This is a genomic window from bacterium (assembly GCA_035527515.1).
Lineage (GTDB): Bacteria > B130-G9 > B130-G9 > B130-G9 > B130-G9 > B130-G9.
Map to the genome: position 1 here is coordinate 62,832 of DATLAJ010000057.1, position 17,604 is coordinate 80,435.

Annotated in this window: 12 protein-coding genes; 6 read left to right on the plus strand and 6 right to left on the minus strand. The window is 57.5% G+C overall.

Annotated features, from left to right (window positions below; translation table 11 throughout):
• The first annotated feature begins 185 nt into the window (after positions 1 to 185).
• On the plus strand, positions 186 to 674 hold the full coding sequence (locus VM163_04085) for a DUF4145 domain-containing protein (GenBank protein HUT03051.1): 489 nt from the start codon (positions 186 to 188) through the stop codon (positions 672 to 674).
• Positions 671 to 2,485: an aspartate--tRNA ligase gene (gene aspS / locus VM163_04090; protein HUT03052.1), complete on the plus strand. Its 1,815-nt coding sequence runs from the start codon at positions 671 to 673 to the stop codon at positions 2,483 to 2,485. Before VM163_04085 ends, aspS begins: the two co-directional genes overlap by 4 nt.
• Before the next feature lie 95 nt (positions 2,486 to 2,580).
• On the opposite strand, the gene VM163_04095 is transcribed toward aspS, so the two are convergent.
• The 3 genes from VM163_04095 to VM163_04105 all read right to left on the minus strand — a co-directional run bounded on the left by VM163_04095 (position 2,581) and on the right by VM163_04105 (position 8,375).
• On the minus strand, positions 2,581 to 4,587 hold the full coding sequence (locus VM163_04095; protein ID HUT03053.1) for a hypothetical protein: 2,007 nt from the start codon (positions 4,585 to 4,587) through the stop codon (positions 2,581 to 2,583).
• A 339-nt stretch (positions 4,588 to 4,926) separates the two neighbouring features.
• Entirely contained in the window at positions 4,927 to 6,912 is a 1,986-nt protein-coding gene (locus tag VM163_04100) for a hypothetical protein (GenBank protein HUT03054.1), read from the minus strand.
• Positions 6,913 to 7,364: 452 nt separating this feature from the next.
• A complete protein-coding gene (locus VM163_04105; GenBank protein ID HUT03055.1) occupies positions 7,365 to 8,375 on the minus strand; it encodes a DUF58 domain-containing protein in 1,011 nt (336 codons plus the stop codon).
• A 161-nt stretch (positions 8,376 to 8,536) separates the two neighbouring features.
• Here VM163_04105 and VM163_04110 point away from each other — a divergent pair, with 161 nt between their 5' ends.
• The 4 genes from VM163_04110 to VM163_04125 all read left to right on the plus strand — a co-directional run bounded on the left by VM163_04110 (position 8,537) and on the right by VM163_04125 (position 15,469).
• Positions 8,537 to 9,472: a hypothetical protein gene (locus VM163_04110; protein HUT03056.1), complete on the plus strand. Its 936-nt coding sequence runs from the start codon at positions 8,537 to 8,539 to the stop codon at positions 9,470 to 9,472.
• 121 nt (positions 9,473 to 9,593) lie between these two features.
• The gene (locus VM163_04115; protein HUT03057.1) at positions 9,594 to 10,487 is read left to right on the plus strand and encodes a DUF2520 domain-containing protein; all 894 of its coding nucleotides are present in this window, start codon (positions 9,594 to 9,596) and stop codon (positions 10,485 to 10,487) included.
• 53 nt (positions 10,488 to 10,540) lie between these two features.
• Complete coding sequence (locus tag VM163_04120; GenBank protein HUT03058.1) at positions 10,541 to 12,421, plus strand: hypothetical protein; 1,881 nt, start codon at positions 10,541 to 10,543, stop codon at positions 12,419 to 12,421.
• A gap of 759 nt (positions 12,422 to 13,180) precedes the next feature.
• On the plus strand, positions 13,181 to 15,469 hold the full coding sequence (locus VM163_04125) for a C25 family peptidase propeptide domain-containing protein (protein HUT03059.1): 2,289 nt from the start codon (positions 13,181 to 13,183) through the stop codon (positions 15,467 to 15,469).
• Positions 15,470 to 15,714: 245 nt separating this feature from the next.
• Here VM163_04125 and csrA read toward each other — a convergent pair whose 3' ends face one another.
• From csrA to VM163_04140, 3 genes are all read right to left on the minus strand, one after another.
• Positions 15,715 to 15,948 carry a carbon storage regulator CsrA gene (csrA, locus tag VM163_04130; protein ID HUT03060.1) on the minus strand — a complete coding sequence of 78 codons (234 nt, stop codon included), beginning with the start codon at positions 15,946 to 15,948 and terminating at the stop codon, positions 15,715 to 15,717.
• Positions 15,948 to 16,412 (minus strand): flagellar assembly protein FliW, encoded by a 465-nt coding sequence (fliW, locus tag VM163_04135; protein HUT03061.1) that lies wholly within the window; start codon positions 16,410 to 16,412, stop codon positions 15,948 to 15,950. The genes csrA and fliW overlap by 1 nt, the downstream gene beginning before the upstream one ends.
• Positions 16,413 to 16,499: 87 nt before the next feature.
• A partial coding sequence (locus tag VM163_04140) for a carbamoyltransferase C-terminal domain-containing protein (GenBank protein ID HUT03062.1) occupies positions 16,500 to 17,604 on the minus strand: 1,105 nt, incomplete at its 5' end.

The window sequence follows — 17,604 nt, forward strand, 5'->3', positions numbered from 1 at the left end:
GTGCCCCCTGGGTTGTTGAGGCTCAGTGTTGTCCTGCTTGCAGTGAGCCGATCCTACAACTTAGTATTCAAGTGAGAGGTACTAGCCAGTCGCTCCATCGAGATCTGAGTGGGGAGACGAGAACGAAGATCACAGAGGAGACGCGGCCGCCAGAAATAATAGAAGCGGTAAATGGGAGGCTGCTCTTGTATCCAAAGGGGCGGTTTCGGGAGGCGTGCCCCGAAGAGGTGCCCGCCGAGGTCGCAGCGGACTACAACGAGGCGTGCAAGGTCATAGATATCAGCCCAACCGCAGCGGCCGCTCTCGCGAGGCGTTGTATGCAGTTCATCCTTGTGAAGGCGGGAGGTGCTCCTGAGAAGAAAATGGTCAAAGACAAGTCGGGTGGACAGAGAGAAGTGGATAGCACGCTCTTTGATCAGATAGGATTTGTTATCAACAACAAGAGGGCGCCGGAATGGGTGCTTGAACAGCTCCAGCCCACGAGAAAGGTCGGGAATTTCGCGGCTCATGCCAAAAAGGATGTAACGGGACAGATCCTCAGGACAGAGCCAGACGAGGCCGAGTGGACGCTTGAGGTACTCAAGACACTGTTTGATTTCTACTATGTGGCTCCCGCAAAGGCCAAACAACGGCTATTGGCAGTGGAAAAGAAACAACAGAAGGCAGAAAAGTGACAAGTAGTAGCGAGAACGAACTGACGGTCGAGGGGCTGAGGCCCGAGCTGAAACGGACGCACTACTGCGGAGACCTCTCGCAGAGCGACGTCGGCAAACAGGTTGTTGTCAACGGGTGGGTGCATAAGGTTCGGGACCTCGGTGGGCTTGTGTTCGTCGATTTGCGGGACAGAAGCGGCATCGTTCAGCTCGCGGTTGACGTGCAACAAAGGCCCGAGCTGGCGGAGAGATGCAAACAGCTGCGCTCGGAGTTCGTGGTCTCGGCCGCTGGCAAGGTTGAGCTCAGGCCCCAGGAGACCAAAAGGGATGAGGCGGGCGCGGGAGCGATCGAGGTTCGGCTCGAGTCGCTAGCCCTTTTCTCAAGAGCCGATGTTCCGCCTTTCGTGATACAGGACGATGTCAAAGCGAAGGACGAGCTTCGGCTGAGGTATCGCTACCTCGACCTAAGGCGTCCCGTGATGGCCAAGCGGCTGACGACCCGCCACGTCGCGATGCAGGAGACGAGGCGCGTGCTGTCCGAGGCGGGCTTCCTTGAGGTCGAGACGCCCTTTTTGATAAGAAGCACCCCCGAGGGGGCGCGCGATTACCTGGTCCCGAGCCGTGTCAGGCAGGGCAGTTTCTACGCGCTTCCACAGTCGCCTCAGCTGCTAAAGCAGCTCCTGATGGTGGGTGGCATCGACCGCTATTTTCAGATCGCACGCTGCTTTCGGGACGAAGATTTAAGGGCTAATCGGCAGCCTGAGTTCACTCAGATAGACATCGAGATGTCGTTTGGCGACGAGTCCGACGTTTTCGACGTAGCGGAACGGGTAGTTTGCGCCGTTTACAAGAAAGTCCTTGGCGTCGAGATGACCCGTCCGTTTCTGACCATGACATTCGATGAGGCGATGAGTCTGTATGGGTCTGACTGCCCTGACGTTCGGTATGAACTGAAGTTGAGTGATGTTACAGAGCGATTCCGGGACAGCAGTTTCGTCCCATTTGCCGAAGCTGTGGGAGCGGGAGAGCGCGTCGTGGGCTTGTGCGTCCCGGGTGGGTCTGGCTATTCCCGGAAGGTCATCGATTCTCTATCGGCAATTGTGCGTCCGCTCGGTGTCTTTGGACTTGTGTGGGTCAAGTTGAGCCCGGACGGGGTCAAGAGCTCTATGAAGAAGGAGACCGGGGGGTCATTCGCCGAAAGCCTTATCCAGAGCATAGGCGCCAAGCAGGGAGACATGCTGCTTTTGGGTTCGGGACCCAGGCTGAAGCTTCAGACTGCGATGGGTCGGCTGCGGCAGCATCTTGCGCGGGAGGCGAAGCTCATCCCAGAGGGTAGATACGTCCCGCTGTGGGTTACAGAGTTTCCGCTGTTCGAGATGGATGAGGAGACCGGGGAAACAGTCCCGAAACACCACCCATTCACCAGCATCCTGCCCGAGGACGAACCGCTGCTTGAGACCGACCCACTGAGGGTCAGGGGCAGGCTTTACGATCTGGTCGTCAACGATCAGGAGATCGCCAGCGGTAGCGTCAGGATATTCGATCCCGAGCTTCAACAGCGGGTGCTAAAAACCGTAGGCATCGGCGAGGAGGAGGCGAGGCGCCGCTTCGGCTTTTTTCTCGACGCGCTTAGGTTCGGGACGCCGCCCCACTGTGGCATTGCGTTCGGCTTCGACAGGATGGTTATGCAGCTTTGTGGGGTCAACTCGATCTCCGAGGTAATAGCCTTCCCCAAGACGACCGCAGCGTCGTGCCTCATGACCAACGCCCCCGCCCCGGTCGATGAGGCGGCGCTCGACGAGTTGGGTCTGCGGCTCAAGTCGAATCTTTGAGGTCGCCAGCTGCATTGGGCGACAATCGTGCCCTAGCGAGGTAGCCCACGCGTCCCTGGGGTCGCGTCGCTTACAAGTCCGATCGGCAGATGCTGTCACTTCTCGTGGAACTGGACTATGGCCGCTAAGCCGGAGGCTCTAGTCTTTGACGGCCGCTCGAGTTTGATAGAGAAGACGGACAGTCTGCTATTGCCGGTCAGTTTGATGGCGATTCGCTCCACCTTTCGCCGCTCGAAGACCCAATCTGGGCGGGACCCCAGGTCCATGGTCGTCAAGTCCATCCCCACACTGGCCCCGGGAGCGGCCTGCCGCCACCGGCCTGCGCTTAGCGGACCTGTTGGTTCTCCAGCATCGTGATAACCCCCGATGACCGAGACCGGATTGCTTCGTCTTTCCCCATCTGGCAAAAAGGTCCACTCCAACTGACAGGTCGTCCCTTCGGACAGGACGTCAAGGTCCAGACCAACGGCAACCGACGTGACGTCCACAGTTGAGATGCCGAGAATCGGGCTCAACAGCACAACCGGCTCATCCCCGCAAACACGGGTCTCGATTCTCTCAACTGCGCCGCCGATCTCCTGCTCATCAACAGCTGGCCTGAAACTGGGGTCTGCGCCCAGAACTGTCCATTCGGAGAGTGGTCGTCCGCCGGGGCCCCAGATGAAATCCGGCTGGCCATAACCCATTCGGCCCTGGATTGCCTCAAGCTGCATACACTGACTACGAAGGTCCTCGCTCGGAAACGCCTCCTGGCCTCTGATCTCAAAGAAGAACTCCTGTCCGTCGTGGTTCTCGAAAGGATAGTTGATCAACTTCTCGCACCTGAAGGTGCCCGTAATCCTGGGGTCATACTCGCTCAGTTGCGTAAGGTTTTGCTGCGGCTCAATGTTCGCGAAGTAAAGCACTGTTCCCGGCTCAGGTCTCCCGACAACTCGCCAGATTGAGCTCAGCGTTTTGCGGATCGGCACGAATTCACTCCAAGTCAACGTATTCATGTAGGCAAAAGGTATCTGGAAAACAGCGATGAAGATCGCGACAGCTGAACCGATTGAGGCGATGCGACTGTACCTCTTGAGCACGCCGAGGAGGTTTACAATTCTTCGCCACCCTATCACAAAGCACCAGGCGACCGCCATGGAGTAGCCAGCGCTGGATATGTACACAAAACGCTCTTGAGGTGCTATCAGAAGGGGCGGAAGGAGCGGCAACAGAAGAAACACTAGCGCAAAAACGTACTGCCTTTTCGCAAACGGAAGCATAAGGAACAGGACCACCCACATCCCATTCGGAAAGAAAGCCAGTCGGAAGTAGTCAATCAGGTTGCTGAGAGTCCCAAGCGGGTCATCGAAGAAGAACCTCATATAGCTCACGTTTTGCTCGTACCTCGCAATCCTGAAGATAACGTAGGCAGCGAGTATGAGGAGAAACGGGACCGCTCGCCTGCCTACGGCGATGACGGACTCCTTCAGACGACCCCTCCGAGTCCGCGTGCAAGCATCGTAGGCAATCATGACGAAGGGAAGCGTGGCCCCCACTTCCTTTGAGCCCAGACAGAGCATCAAGAGCAGACAAGTAACAAGTAGCCAAGCTCGTGTTTGAGCCCTCGAGCCGCTTTCCCGAGCGACGAGATAGCGGTCGAAAGCCAGCAGGGATGCGAGGAAGAAGGTCAAGCACGATACATCAAACAGCGAGACAATCAGACAGATGCATTCGCTGTGGATAGGGTGAGTTGCGAAAATGAGTCCCGACACAACGGCGGCCATCTCGTTTCTGAAAAGAACCCTCGCCAGCGCAAACACCATGAACACGTTGAGCAGATGCAGAGAGAGAATGATGAGCCGGTAGCCTATGTAGTTGGACTCAAAAAGCGCAGTGCCGATGCGGAAGATGATCATCGCCGTGGGCCGGCAGAAGTTCCAAAGGCCGTTCCAGACCTGATCAACTAGCGCTGCAAAACTGAACGGCGACATGTGGGCGAATGTCTCGGGAATGGGAAAATCATCGAGACAAGTCCCGTAGATCAGCAGGGATAACAGGATGATCAGGGGCGCGAACACATACCACCGGGACAGAAATCTGGCCGCCCGCGACTCCCACGACATTAGTCCAGTTTCCATGCGAGTGATGCTATCAACCAGCCCTTGCCTATGCAAGCCGCCCCATCCATCTCCGCCTCCAAAACCTCTTACACGACCGGCGAAAGAACTGACAGGAAAAGTCCTTCTCCTCTCCTCTGTTTGAGATGATTACTCAAACGGAGACGCCATGAATCTCCTCCTTTTGCAGAACTATTGAAACACTACCCCACCGCAGCGTCGTGCCTGATGACCGGGGCGCCTGCGGCTGCTGATAATAGCGTTCTCGAAGAGCTGGGTCGGCGGCTAGAACGTGGCGGCGGCAAAAAAGAGGAGTAGAAGGGCCTGATTATTCGAGCGGGCAGGCTAGCGATGCTCGCGGAACTGGATGCCGTACACTAGGTCGAGCGTGCGGGACGGGGCCGGCGGGTCGAGCTGAATAGTCTCGACCGTTACATGCCCACTCCCTGTTAGCTTGACCGCAATCCTCTCTATCAGCCGCCGCTCAAACAGCCAATCCGTCCTGGAGCCTAGGTCTATGTTTACTCGCTCCGCTCGTTTCTTGTACTTGGGTCTTGCGCGCTGCCACCAGGACGCCGATAGCTCCGCGGACGGCTTCGTCTCGTTATACACTGGGATGACGGTCGGTGAATTGCTAATGACCTCCCGCTTCGGAAGGACAACCCACTCGAGCTGGCAGGTCGTCTCGCCCGACGGCTGCTCGATGTTGCCGACTAGCGTTACCGAGGTCACGTCCAGTGTAGAGAAGTTAAGGACCGGGCTTAGAAGCTTGATCGGCCCTCTGGAAAGGTCAAATGAGACCGTAGCATCAGTGCCTCGCCTTGCCGCATTGACAGTTTCTGCAAGCCCCGAATCGCCGGACATGATGGTCCACTCCGAGAGGAAACGCCCTCCCTGACCCCACACAAGGCTTGGCGGCCTGTACTTCTGCCTGCCCAGCTGCGACTCGAGCTGCCTGCATCTCGCCGCAACCTCCGGATTGGGCGCCACTTCCCGACCTTCGAGCGAAAAGACGAACTCCGGCCCCCGATGGTCCTCGAAAAGGTAATTGATGAGCCTTTCGCAGCGGAATCTGTCCTTGGTTGTGCAGTCGTAGCCATTTAGCAGCGACAGGTCGAATAGGGGGTCTATGTTGGCGAAGTAAAGGACTGTGCCAGGCTCGGGGATTCCAACAACCTCCCTGATCGACTGCAACGTCTTGCGGACGGGTATATAGTTGTCGCTCCAGGTGCACGTGTTGAGGTAGGCAAAAGGAATCTGAAGCACAAAGACGCCGATCGCGGCCACCGGCCCGAGCGCGGCAAGCCACCGCATCGACACGCCAAACTTCTCCCAAACCCGACTCCAGCCAATGACGAAGCACCACGCAACCGCCATACAATAGCCGACGCTTGGAATGTAACAGAATCGCTCCGCCGGCGGGATCCGGAGGACCGGGACAATGGTCAGCAGCATAAACAGAAGCGAGAAAAGATACCGTCTCTTGGCGAAGGGCAGGAATATCAGCAACACTACCCACATCTCATTGGGGAAAAGTGTCAGCCGCAGGTATTCGATAAGGTTTTGCAGCGTCCCCACGGGATCGCGAAGAAACTCACCCGCGTAGCCCACATTCTGCTCGTAGCGCGTGAGCCGGAAGACGAGGTAGCCGGCGAGTATAGCGAGGAACGGCAGCGAGCGCTTGATCGCAGCGGCAAGGGATGCAGCCAGTTTTGGCCTTTTGACGTGCAGAAACATGTCGTAAGCGAGCATGACCAGAGGTAGCACAATGCCGATCTCCTTGGCGCCGAGGCACAGGACCTCAAACACGCATGTGAGAAGACATAGGAGGCGTGCTGAGCGACGGCCTTGCTCCAGAGAGGATTCAATATATCGGTCGAAGGCGATCATCGTGGCGAGAAAGAAGGTCAAGCACGATGCATCATACATTGAAGCCAACAGGCAGACCACCTCGCTATGGATGGGATGCGCGGCGAAGAGCAGGCCCGACAGTGCGGCCGCGAGGTCGTTTTTCAACATGCGCCTCGCGAAGACGAGGACGAGATAGACGTTCGTCAGGTGCAGGAAGAAGAGGATGAAGTTGTAGCCGATGTAGTTGTTCTCAAAGAGGGCATAACCAAGTCGCCAGATGAGCATCGCAGTGGGGCGGCAGAAGTTCCACTGGCCGTTCCACACCTGATCGAAGAGCGCCCCGAGTGAGAACGGGAAGAAGTGGACGAATGCGACTGGCACGGGGAAATCATCGAGGCATTTGCCGTAAATAGCGAGCGAAAGGAGTATGATGAGGGGTAAAAAGATGAACCACCGAGATAGGACTCTTCCTACCTTCAATTGCCAAGTTGTCGGCTCTTCTACCATGCAACTTAGGCTATCAGCCGGTCTGAGCCTTTGCAAGACCAGCCGCTCAACCCCAAAATCAAATTGACGGTCCGCGAAGTTGTCTGTTGCAGCTGCTCGACACATAGATAGAGGAGTTCATGTTGCAGTCCGAACTGCTGCCTGCTTCACCTGCCGGGTGGAAATGAGGGACCCACGCTGCAATCCCCGACAGGGGATACCGTGGGTAGCCGTGCGTGCAACGCAACGGGAGGGTTATCATAGGGAGCTCTCCTCTTACCGTCAGGCTGCGCCTGCGGCTACCCATGGTGTGCCCTGTCGGGCACAATCTCATGCGCCCCATCCCCGAGGAGGCCACGACATTCCCCTCTTCAATCTGATTATTGGGGAGCCGCTCAAGGAAATGCGTGCATCCGTGCGGGTCGGCGGGTTGGCTGGCGCGGCAGCTATCGGCCGACGGCCAGACGCCTTCTGCGCCTCTGAAAAAGCGAGGCAAGCGGCGCGAGATAGTCGCCGGTGGTGGGGATGGTTACGAACTCGACTTTGCTGGAAAGGAGGTTTCGTCCTAGATTCTCGGCCTCCTTCGTGCGCTGCTCAGCAAACTCCTGCCTGAGCCGTACGTCGTTTGTGTCAATGACAGTTTTCTGGCCCGTCTCGGCGTCTTCTAGCGCCATAAGGCCCGCAGGAACCAGCTCCCTCTCCCTCGCATCCGAAATAACGCAGGCCGTGAGATCGTGCCGCCTCGAGGTCAACATCAGGTCCCAGACAAAATCGTCCGACGAGACAAAATCTGAGACCAGAAACACGATGCTCCGGCGTTTGAGAATCCTGTTCATATACCTCAGAGACTCTCCGATCTTGGTTTTTATCTCGAACTGTTGAGAGGTAAAGCCCGCCTTAACAAGGCCCTTGATATGTTTCGGCAGCTGGCGAAACGAGCCCAGGGAGCGGCGCCGTGCAGTGGGGGCAGCGTTCTCGTCCGGGCGCTCCTCTTGGGTCTTGGGATACAGTATCTCCCGAATCACTCGCATCCCGTGCCGCGCCCCCTTCTTGGGCGGGATGTAGTTCAAAGCCCTGTCCGAGAAAGTCAGAAGTCCAACGCGATCGTTGTTGTTGATGGCAGAAAGAGCCAGTATCGCGCAGAGCTCGGCCGCGACCTCCGACTTCAGCTTCTCCCCTGAGCCAAAACCCAGCGAGTCGCTCACATCAACCACCAGCACGACAGTGAGCTCGCGCTCCTCGCGATGTTTCTTCACGAAAAGCTCCCCCATCCTGGCGGTAACATTCCAGTCGATGGTGCGGATGTCGTCGCCCGGCACGTACTCTCGCACCTCCTCGAACTCCATCCCACGCCCCTTGAAAACGCTCTCATACTGGCCGGAGAACACGTCATCCACGAGGCGCCGCGCACGTATCTCTATCAGCCGAACCTTCTCAAGAATCTCTCGTGGGATCATTCGTCTCGAAACCTAAGGTCAGAACTCCTCAAAGGACCTGCGCCCAAAGACCATCACTTGATCTTGCAATAGCTGAGCCATTGAATAGTATCTCGGTAATGCAACAGTGCCGATATGTCAGCACTCAGAGGACTCGCTTGCGAATCGCTCAATGACTAACAATGACTAACGCTAGATTAACAAAACTCAGAAACATTCTCCTCGTTGGCCTTTTGGCTGCCGCGTTGTGCTCGTGCCGGAAAGAGGAAGGCAAGCCTCGGCCGACGGTTGTCCCGCTTGATGTCAAGCTCTCGGTTACGTCCGACAGGGCAGCAGTGATGACAGATTCGCTTCTCACGATGAGCTTTGCCTGGGAAACAGGCCGGGCTTTTGTCCAGCCGAAGGGGGAGCTGTGGGTGCAGGTGCGCTTCGTGGACGTGGGCGGCAACCTCCTTTGGGAAACGAGTCATCTGCCAGAGCCACCCATGCTCAAATGGCGGCCAAGCCAGCTGGTGCAGTACAACAAGACGTTTTACGTGCCTCCAATAGGGGCAGAGACGCCGGCGCAGGTTCTGATCGTTTTGCGGGACGAGAAGGCCCCGAACGTCCGGTTCGTCATCTCAGAGCCAAAAGGAAGCCCTGAGGCTCCGTGGATGGCCCCGGCCGGGCGACTTCAGATTCGGCCACGACCCTCGCTGCTGGAATCACCGTCCCGGGCCAACATCGTGTTGGTCTCAGGATTCTATCCCGTTGAGCAGCAAGACAAGCTGCAATGGCGCTGGACCGGCAAGGTGGCGAAAGCCAAGCTCGAGCGGCAGAACCGACGTGGCATTCTGTTCCTTTCGGGGCAGGTCAACCTTGAGCGCCTCAATACGCTCCCGACGATAACGGTCTTTGTTGGGGATAAGGTCAAGGCCAGCTTCACCCCCGACCGCGACACCAGCAGCTTCCAGCGCAAAATCATCGTGCCCGACGAGGAGTTCGGCGACAGCAATTGGCTGGACGTTACGATCGAGACAAGCGAGACGTTTGTGCCTAGCAAGGTAACGGACAGCACCGATACCAGGGAGCTTGGCATCAAATTGACGAAGATGTACTTTGGGCCGGCCGAGGCATGATGCCTCCGGGCTATCAGCAGTGGGTTGTAGGTTTGCGCCGGGCCTTGCAGCCTACCGTTGCCTGCTCGGGCTGAAATGGAAGCGATTCGCAGAAATAGATAAGGCCGGATAGGACAGAGGCATGAAAGAGGCGAAGGGCATCGGCTTCGTCGGGCTTGGAAGGGTAGCCTCAGCGCTCGCCAGTGGATTCGATCGAGCAGGTCTTACCATCTCGCCCAGCTTCGACATAAGCGCCGAGAAGCTGCGCGCTTGGCGCGAGCTCGGCTTTTCGGCGGCCGAAACGCTGAAGCAGGCCGCGGGGGCCGGGGAGGTCCTGTTCATAACGACTACGGACGATGCGATTGACTCGGTCGCAGAGCAGCTCAGCAACGTGGCAGAGACACGGACGTTGAAAGCTGTCTTCCACACGAGTGGAGCAAGGCCAGCAAGCATCCTGTCGCGAGTTGCGCAACAGAACATCGATTACGGCTGCATCCATCCAGTGATGAGCTTCTCTGGCGATGCCAACGACGCCGATAGGCTCCGCGGCTGCACTTTCTGCGTCGAGGCCGGCACAAAAGCAGGAGCCAGAATGGCAGAGAACCTGTGCGAGCAGCTGGGCGGCGAGGTCATCATGCTCTCAAGTGAGGCAAAGGTTGCGCATCACATCGCCTGCTCCATTGCCTCCAACTTCGCGGTGCTGCTGATGGACGAGGCCCGGAGCGTGCATAGAAGGGCCGGCGTGACGAGCGAGGCGAGCCTGGCCATGCTCGGGCGGCTTGCTCAAGCAGCGGTCCAAAACACGGCCAAACTTGGCCCAGAGGCGGCGCTTACAGGTCCGTTTGCACGAGGCGATGCTGCAACAGTCGAATCCCATGTCCGCTGGCTCAAGCAGAACATGCCCGAGCTACTCGATCTCTACACAACGCTCGGCCGAAGGACGGTCAAGCTCGCACTCCGCGCCCACCGCATCACCCTCGGGCAGGCGGATGCGCTCCTGAAAAGGCTCTCTATAGGACTCGACCAACAATCCTGAGGCAGATTCTGTCCGGCCTACGTCTCGCGTTGTTGTGTTAGGCTCTCTCTGCAATGCGAAACACGAGAGTAGAAAAGCTTTTGGCGGTGTTTGGCCCCCAGACGATTGCCTACTTGATGGGGGCCATCTCGCTCGTCTGGGTGCTTGCGCCAATCCACCTCGTTTGGCTGCCTGGCCCCAGCGACCTGATGTTGAGAAGGTCCCTGCTTCCACTCGGCTTCCTGCTCATCACGGCGCTCAATTCGCAAGCAGCGAGATTTGAGCTAATTGCGCGCAAAGGGCCAGCGGTCTGGCTCGACACTGCCAGCTACATCATTCTGCTTGCTGTTCTTCGTCCTATTCGTTCGATCAGCGGCTCACAGAGCCTTCCCGTAGGGCTGAGCGTCCTGTTCCTCGGCGTGGTCGTCGCCAAGTCTGCGGTCCTGTTCGCAGCCATTTACAGAGCGCTCCACAGAGGCCCCACGGCGATCGAGCCGAGCCGATCGCTGCCGGCGTCCCCTGGCCCGCGACTCAGGAGGCGCATCCTGACTTGCATGTTTCTGACGGGGTTGTCGTTCTGCCTTCTGATGGGATTGCACGCTGCCGCCAAGATGTGCACGCAGCCGGACGAGCCCTTCTATCTCCTGATCGCTCAGAGCATAATCCACGATGGCGACCTCGACCTGAACAACAACCTCGAGGCGCGGGAATATGCGCCTTACTATCCGGGAACGCTCCTGCCTCAGCGAGATGTGAACGAGAAGGGGGAGTATATCTCCAGACACGGCGTCCTGTTCGCAGCGCTGCTAGTCCCATTCTACGCCTTGTTCGGACGCGTGGGGGCGATGGCGCTCTCGTGCCTCGCCTACGCCGCCTTCAGCGTGCTCCTGTTCTCAGTTTGCGAGCGCGAGACCGGCAGCCGAAGGGCGGCATTTTGGACGTGGACCATTGCCCTGGTCGCAACACCAGGGCTTACCTACTCCACGCAGATATACCCCGAATCGCTCGCCTGCCTGCTGATCATGCTGCTCTTGACGGCTGCCCTGCGCCGCCCAACCGGCTGGCTTGCGGTCGGCGGCCTGGCCGCAGCCGTCATCTTGCCCTGGCTCAAGGCGAGATATGCTCTGGTCGGGCTCCCACTTCTTGTTCTCTGGCTTCTGGGTATTATGCGGACAAGAGAGAAGCCGGCCGGAGCTCGCGCAGGGTCCGGGCGTCGCAGGACCGCGGCGGCGGTTCTCTTGGGGACCCTCGGCTCGCTCGTTTTGGCCCTACTGTTTCATAGGACAGTGGCGTTTCGCCTCTTCGGAGCGATGAATCTCGACGATGTTTTGCATCTTCAGTGGTCGAGATGCTGGTATAACCTCTTTGCACTGTTTCTTGACTTCCAATACGGACTCTTGGTCTATTCGCCGGTGTTTCTGTTCGCACTGTGGGGCTTCTTGGTCATGCTTAGGCGTAAGCGCTATTGCGCTGAAATCAGCACCACAGAGACACAGAGACAGGGAGAAAAAAATGGAAGCTTCAGGCGCAGGCCGCGTCTCGTAGGGATCACAGCGTGCAGCACCGCCGGGTACCTGCTCGCTCTCTCAACTCTTGGCTGGTGGTTTGGCGGCGGCTGCCCTCCGGGTAGGTATCTCGTCTGCCTGTTGCCGATACTCCTTCTTAATGTTTCGTTTGGCCTGACGTTCTCGCGAGGACTTCTGGCTCGCTCTTTGCTCGCGCTATCCTGCACATACACAGCTTTGATGTCCTTCTCGATGGCTCTGTTCCCCATCGATCGGTATATGGTCCCGGGCTCGCATAACCTCGCGTTAGCAAGGCTGCTGGCAAAGGCCAGGCCGCCCCTAGAGCTCGTGCCATCCTTCATAAGATGCAACGCCGCAAGCTACGTCTCCATAGCAATCTTTGTGGCCGCAATATCCGCGCTATTTGCCCTCGCCAAAAAGTCGCACTGAGCCCGAGCAACAAGCGGTTAGCGCTGCCTCACAACACCCCCAGTAATCAGATCGATCGTTTCTGAGGTTGAGCTCTGAAGCTGGCTGGCAGATAGGCACGGGAGTTCATGTTGAAAGCCGAGTTGCTGCTTCTTTCAGTTAACGGGTGCGAACGAGGGGTGCAGGCTGTAATCCCCGGCAGGGGATACCGTGGGTAGCCGTGCGTGCAACGCAACGGGGAGGTTAGAAAGGAGGGGGATTGTGGCGCTATTCGCACCGTCAGGCTACGCCTGCGGCTACCCATGGTCTGCCCTTCGGGCAGGAGCTTCTGCCCTCCATCCGCGAGGCCGCCGCGACGTTTCCCGCTCCAATCAGATTATCGGGGCGACAAGCGCAGCTTGACACCTGCGCAGCAATTGGTAATAATGAAACGAAGCGGGTGGAGTGAGCTTCAGAAAGCGGTGAATGCAAACGGGCCGGCGAGGGTCGGTTTCAATCACAGCCTTCCAAAGAATCTTGCTCCCTTGCTCGGATGTTTTCTGCGTCAACGGGCATTGCCCGAGAACTACTGTGAAGCGAGAGGAGAACAGATGGCACCGAACAGCACGTATGAGGCGCCCAAGGTCATCACGCTTGATTCTCAGAGGATCATGTCGGCCCTTGGCCCCTCGCTGTCATGCACAGGCTTCGGCGGCGCTGTGGATTGCTGAGGCTGGAGGCGATCGTGCTGCGTAACTTCAATGCGGCTATGTCGCTAGAAATTGATTAAGGGAGAGAAAAGTGAAAACTGGTTTGATAGTTTTGGTATTTGCTCTCGCTCTCGTCGGCGGTTGGGCAACTGCTGACGACATCCTCGTCGAGCTCACTGCCGGGCAATACACGATAGAGGACACCGATGCCGGGGAGATCATCCACATGGATGCTTGCGGGTCTGTGGGCAGTCCGGGCTCGCCTGCGCTTCCGTTGAAGGTCTATCAAGTTGCGTTGCCCCCTGACGTTGTGTGGGATTCGCTCTCGGTTTCTGTTGTCCAGAAGACTGATGAGTCTGTTCCGGGGGACTACAACATCGCGCCGGCTCCGCCTCGTAGGGTTCTAGATGGTGAAGGCGATTGGGAGTGGGGCGATGCTACGAACGTCGTCAACGGGAAAGACATGGACATCTATGGGCAGAATGCGTTCTGGCCAGCGGTCTCAGCCGAGCTTCACGGCAAAGCTCAGATGCGCAAGTGGAAGTTCGTAAACATCGCTTTCTATCCATTCAAGTACAACCCTGTCACGAAACAGATCGTTCTGTGCAGAAGTGCATCGGTCAAAATAGAGATGACACGCGACCCAAATCTAGTTGACGAGCGCCTGCTGGGCGACTCGATGATGGATGGGAAGGCTGGCACGAAGTTCGTGAATTATCAGGCGGCTAGAGCTTGGTATAACAAGGGTGGCATGATTCCGCTGGGCGATGCCTCTTATGATTATGTGATCATAACTACCGAGGCGATTTACGCCGGCAGCAGCAAACTTGGGGACCTCAAGACGCACCTCGAGAATCTCGGACACACGGTTCTGATCGTCACCGAGAGCCATAGCTACGGCGACGCAGATGCGGCCGGCGGATACGGTGCCAAAACTGGCCAGGCGCCGAACGGGACGGACGACAAGGTCAGGAAGTGGCTCGAGGACAACTACTACTCGCCTCCGAACGGGTATGGCATAGTCTATGTCCTGCTGATCGGGGGCCCCTCGGCGAACGGCGACCTCCCGATGAAAACATGCTATCCGGGCACGGGCTACGCTGTCCCCACAGACTACTACTTCGCAGACCTGACCGGGGACTGGGATTCGGACGGCGACGAGAAGTTCGGGGAGAATGGCGATGACGACGTGGACTTCGAGCCAGAGGTTTACGTGGCTCGCATCCCTGTCTATAACGCCGCCTACTCCACCCTGGATGCGATCATCCAGAAGGAGATCGATTACGATACGGCCAGCGGTGATCTTGATTGGCGGCTCGACGTTCTGTTTCCGCTCTCGTTCCCATGGGACGGGACCGACCCCTCCTATTACTCGCACGACATGGAGACCCAGTATCTGACCAGCAGACACTTCTCAACGTATGGGATGTATGAGGATTACAATTCCTATTGCTCCAGTGCCTACACCCCGGATGAGGTCCTTGACGGCGGCACGGGCGCCGGAACCTTATACAACCGGTGGACGCAACATCCTTACGGCATGGTCTGGTGGTTTGGACACGGCAACTGGTCAGAGACGGTCGTGGGCAACAGCGATTCGTCCAGCGACTGCTACCGGGGTACGATGTTCTACTACACGTGGTGCCCAAGCCTTGACGTTGACGACACGCACCCCGCGTTCACCTTCCAGATTAGCTGCTCAAATGGCCAGCCCTCCGCGTCCGGCAATCTCGGTTACTCGCTCCTGAAGAACGGCGCTATCAACACAGCGTCAGCCTCGAATTCGTCTTATGGTTACAGCGGCAACTTCTACTATACCCGCCGTTATGGAAGCTCACAGGACATCGGCTACTACTACGCCGAGGGGCTGACAGACTACTCCGGCGCCAACGGGCCATGCGCGAAAGCGTATTATGAGGCAAACGCCTACTTGAGCGGCTACGACAGCGATGAGTATGCCTGGCACAACTACTTCGTCTATAACCTCTACGGTTGTCCGCACACTCAGATATACGGCGATGGCAACAACTACATCAAGCTCGACAGCTTCGAGGCGAAGGCTCGCCGAGACAAGATCACCCTGACGTGGCAGACCGGCACGGAGATAGAAAACGCCGGGTTCCTGCTCTACCGGACGGTCGGCGACGGCAACTTCCGGCTTGTGAGTGGGTTCATCACAGCCCAGGGCAGCGCCTCGGCCGGAGCGTCCTACAGCTTTGTCGATGGCGACGTCTCGCGAGGCGTCAACTACTGTTACTACCTACTTGACGTAGATACGAGCGGAAAGTGGACACCCCACGGGCCAGCGTGCGCAAAGGTGACCTTGCGAGGGCTGCTCGAACCTATGGTTGTCAGTCAAGAAGTAGCTGCCATCAAATAGTCTCAACCGAGTAAGACAGTTTCTAACCTTGCATAGCGAGGCGGCGGCCCGTGTGGTCGCCGCCTCGTCGATGTTTTACCCCGGCCAGAAGTAGGGGCGATTCACGAATCGCCCTGGTCCAATCCGATCGGGCACCTTAAGGGCGGTTCACGAACCGCCCTTACACGACGTCGATGTCCTTTTATAGCCACATTTGGGACGCCAGGCTTGTCTGAAATTCATCGCGTGTCGCAGAACGTCGAGCGCTAATCTGCGGCTGGTTCCCTGAGTTTCGGGAGCTTCAGTGGTCTCCTGGATGAGAGCTTGGCGGCGATGTTCTCCCGCAATATGGCGTCGTAAACCTCTTTCCTATGCACGCTCAGCTCACGAGGCGCTCTGATGCCGATTCTGACCTCTTTTTGGCCGATGTCCACGACCATTATCTCGATCGTGTCCCCGATGATTATACTCTCATCGCGTTTTCTGGTGAGAACGAGCATCAGTATTGCTTGGCCTGTTCTTCTTCGGACAGGATCGGGTAACGAATTTCCAAAGAAGCGTTCTCAAGCACGACCTGTCGGCCAAGCCCCTCACGAGCGTTGATGACGACCGGTGCCCTGAGGTTCATCCTCATCTCGCGAGGGTCTTCGGGGACGACCACGATGGCGAGAACAATGCCGTCAGATACATCGGCCAGCTTCAGGTCATTGGCAACCTCTTGAGGCAGTCGAACGACGTAGTCAGGCTTCACACTGGCTGGATTGATCAGGAGAAAAGCAAGGTTCTCCTCGTCAACCGATTGGAGCCATGCGAAAGGGCTGTCCGGCTCGTGTGGGACAAGGATATACCCGTGGGATTGTGGGAAACCAAGTATCCCTTCCTCGAATCGGATGACGTCCTTCTGTTCAACCATGATCGTTGTCTTACGGTCGGCCTCAGTTCCAATTACAGTATTGGTTTTCATTTTCTCTCCACAAAGGCTAATTCCCGAGCGCATGCCAAATCCCTGATGGCCTTATCGTCTCTGGTGCGAACGATATTTAGGCCTTTCTCAGGATAAAAGCCTCTCGAGCGAGTCTCGATCCTTTGCGGCAATGAAATCCCCAATGCATAAAAAGTCCATGTCCGCGTTCAAGAACATCTTAACGGCGTCCTTGGGATAGCATACTATCGGATCACCCTTTTCATTGAAAGAAGTATTCAGGAGCATAGGGATGCCGGTCAGCTGCTTGAACTTCAGTATCAGCTCGCGAAAACGGCCAGGAGCGTCCGTGGCCACGGTCTGCACCCTGGCGCTCCCATCGATGTGCTTGACGGAGGGCACCCTCTCACCCATCCCATCCTTGAAGGTGAAGTTCAGCGTCATAAAGGGACTCGCAGAGGGGTCCTCAAACCAATCAGGCATGTCCTCCTCGAGCGCAGACGGCGCAAGCGGCCGCCAAAGGGCCCTCGTCTTGACTACATTAACTCGGTCCTTCATCCCCGGGTCCGCTGGATTGGCAAGGATGCTCCTGCTACCAAGCGCCCTGGGCCCAAACTCCATCCTCCCCTGAAACCAACCCACAATGCTGTTTTGGGCCAAAGCCCTCGCCGCGACCGAGACCACGTCGTCGAGCTTCCGGTATGCGAGTCCATGAAGAGCCGGCTCGATGGACTGGTTGTCGAATTCGTTCCCGTAAGAGCAGTGGCGCATCTCCTGCTCAAAATCAAGACCCAGCTTCTCCAGCGCAAGCACAGCCGCCCCAAGCGAGGAGCCCATGTCCATCGCGCCCGGCTGGATGAAGATGTCGTCCACAAACGGCAGCTCGAGTATCTCGCGGTTCATTGGACAGTTTAGCGCCACGCCACCGGCAAGGCAGATATTCCTGCACCCGGTCTCGTTGTGAACCGCTCTCGCCAGCTCACAGCCCGCCCGCTCCAGGAGTTTCTGAAGCGTAGCCGCGATGTCTCTGTGAACTTGCTCTATCGGCTCGTCTTTCCGGCGAGCATAACGTGCGAGCTTCCTGACCGCTAGAAGGTGCACACGATAGTCGCAGTCCAGAATCTCGAGCATGTCCTCAAACCGCGGGTCATAGTCCCCGTAGGCTGAAAGCCCCATTGTCTTGCCCACCTCGAAATTGAAAAAACCCAGGATGCCGCTCACTGTCCGATAGAGC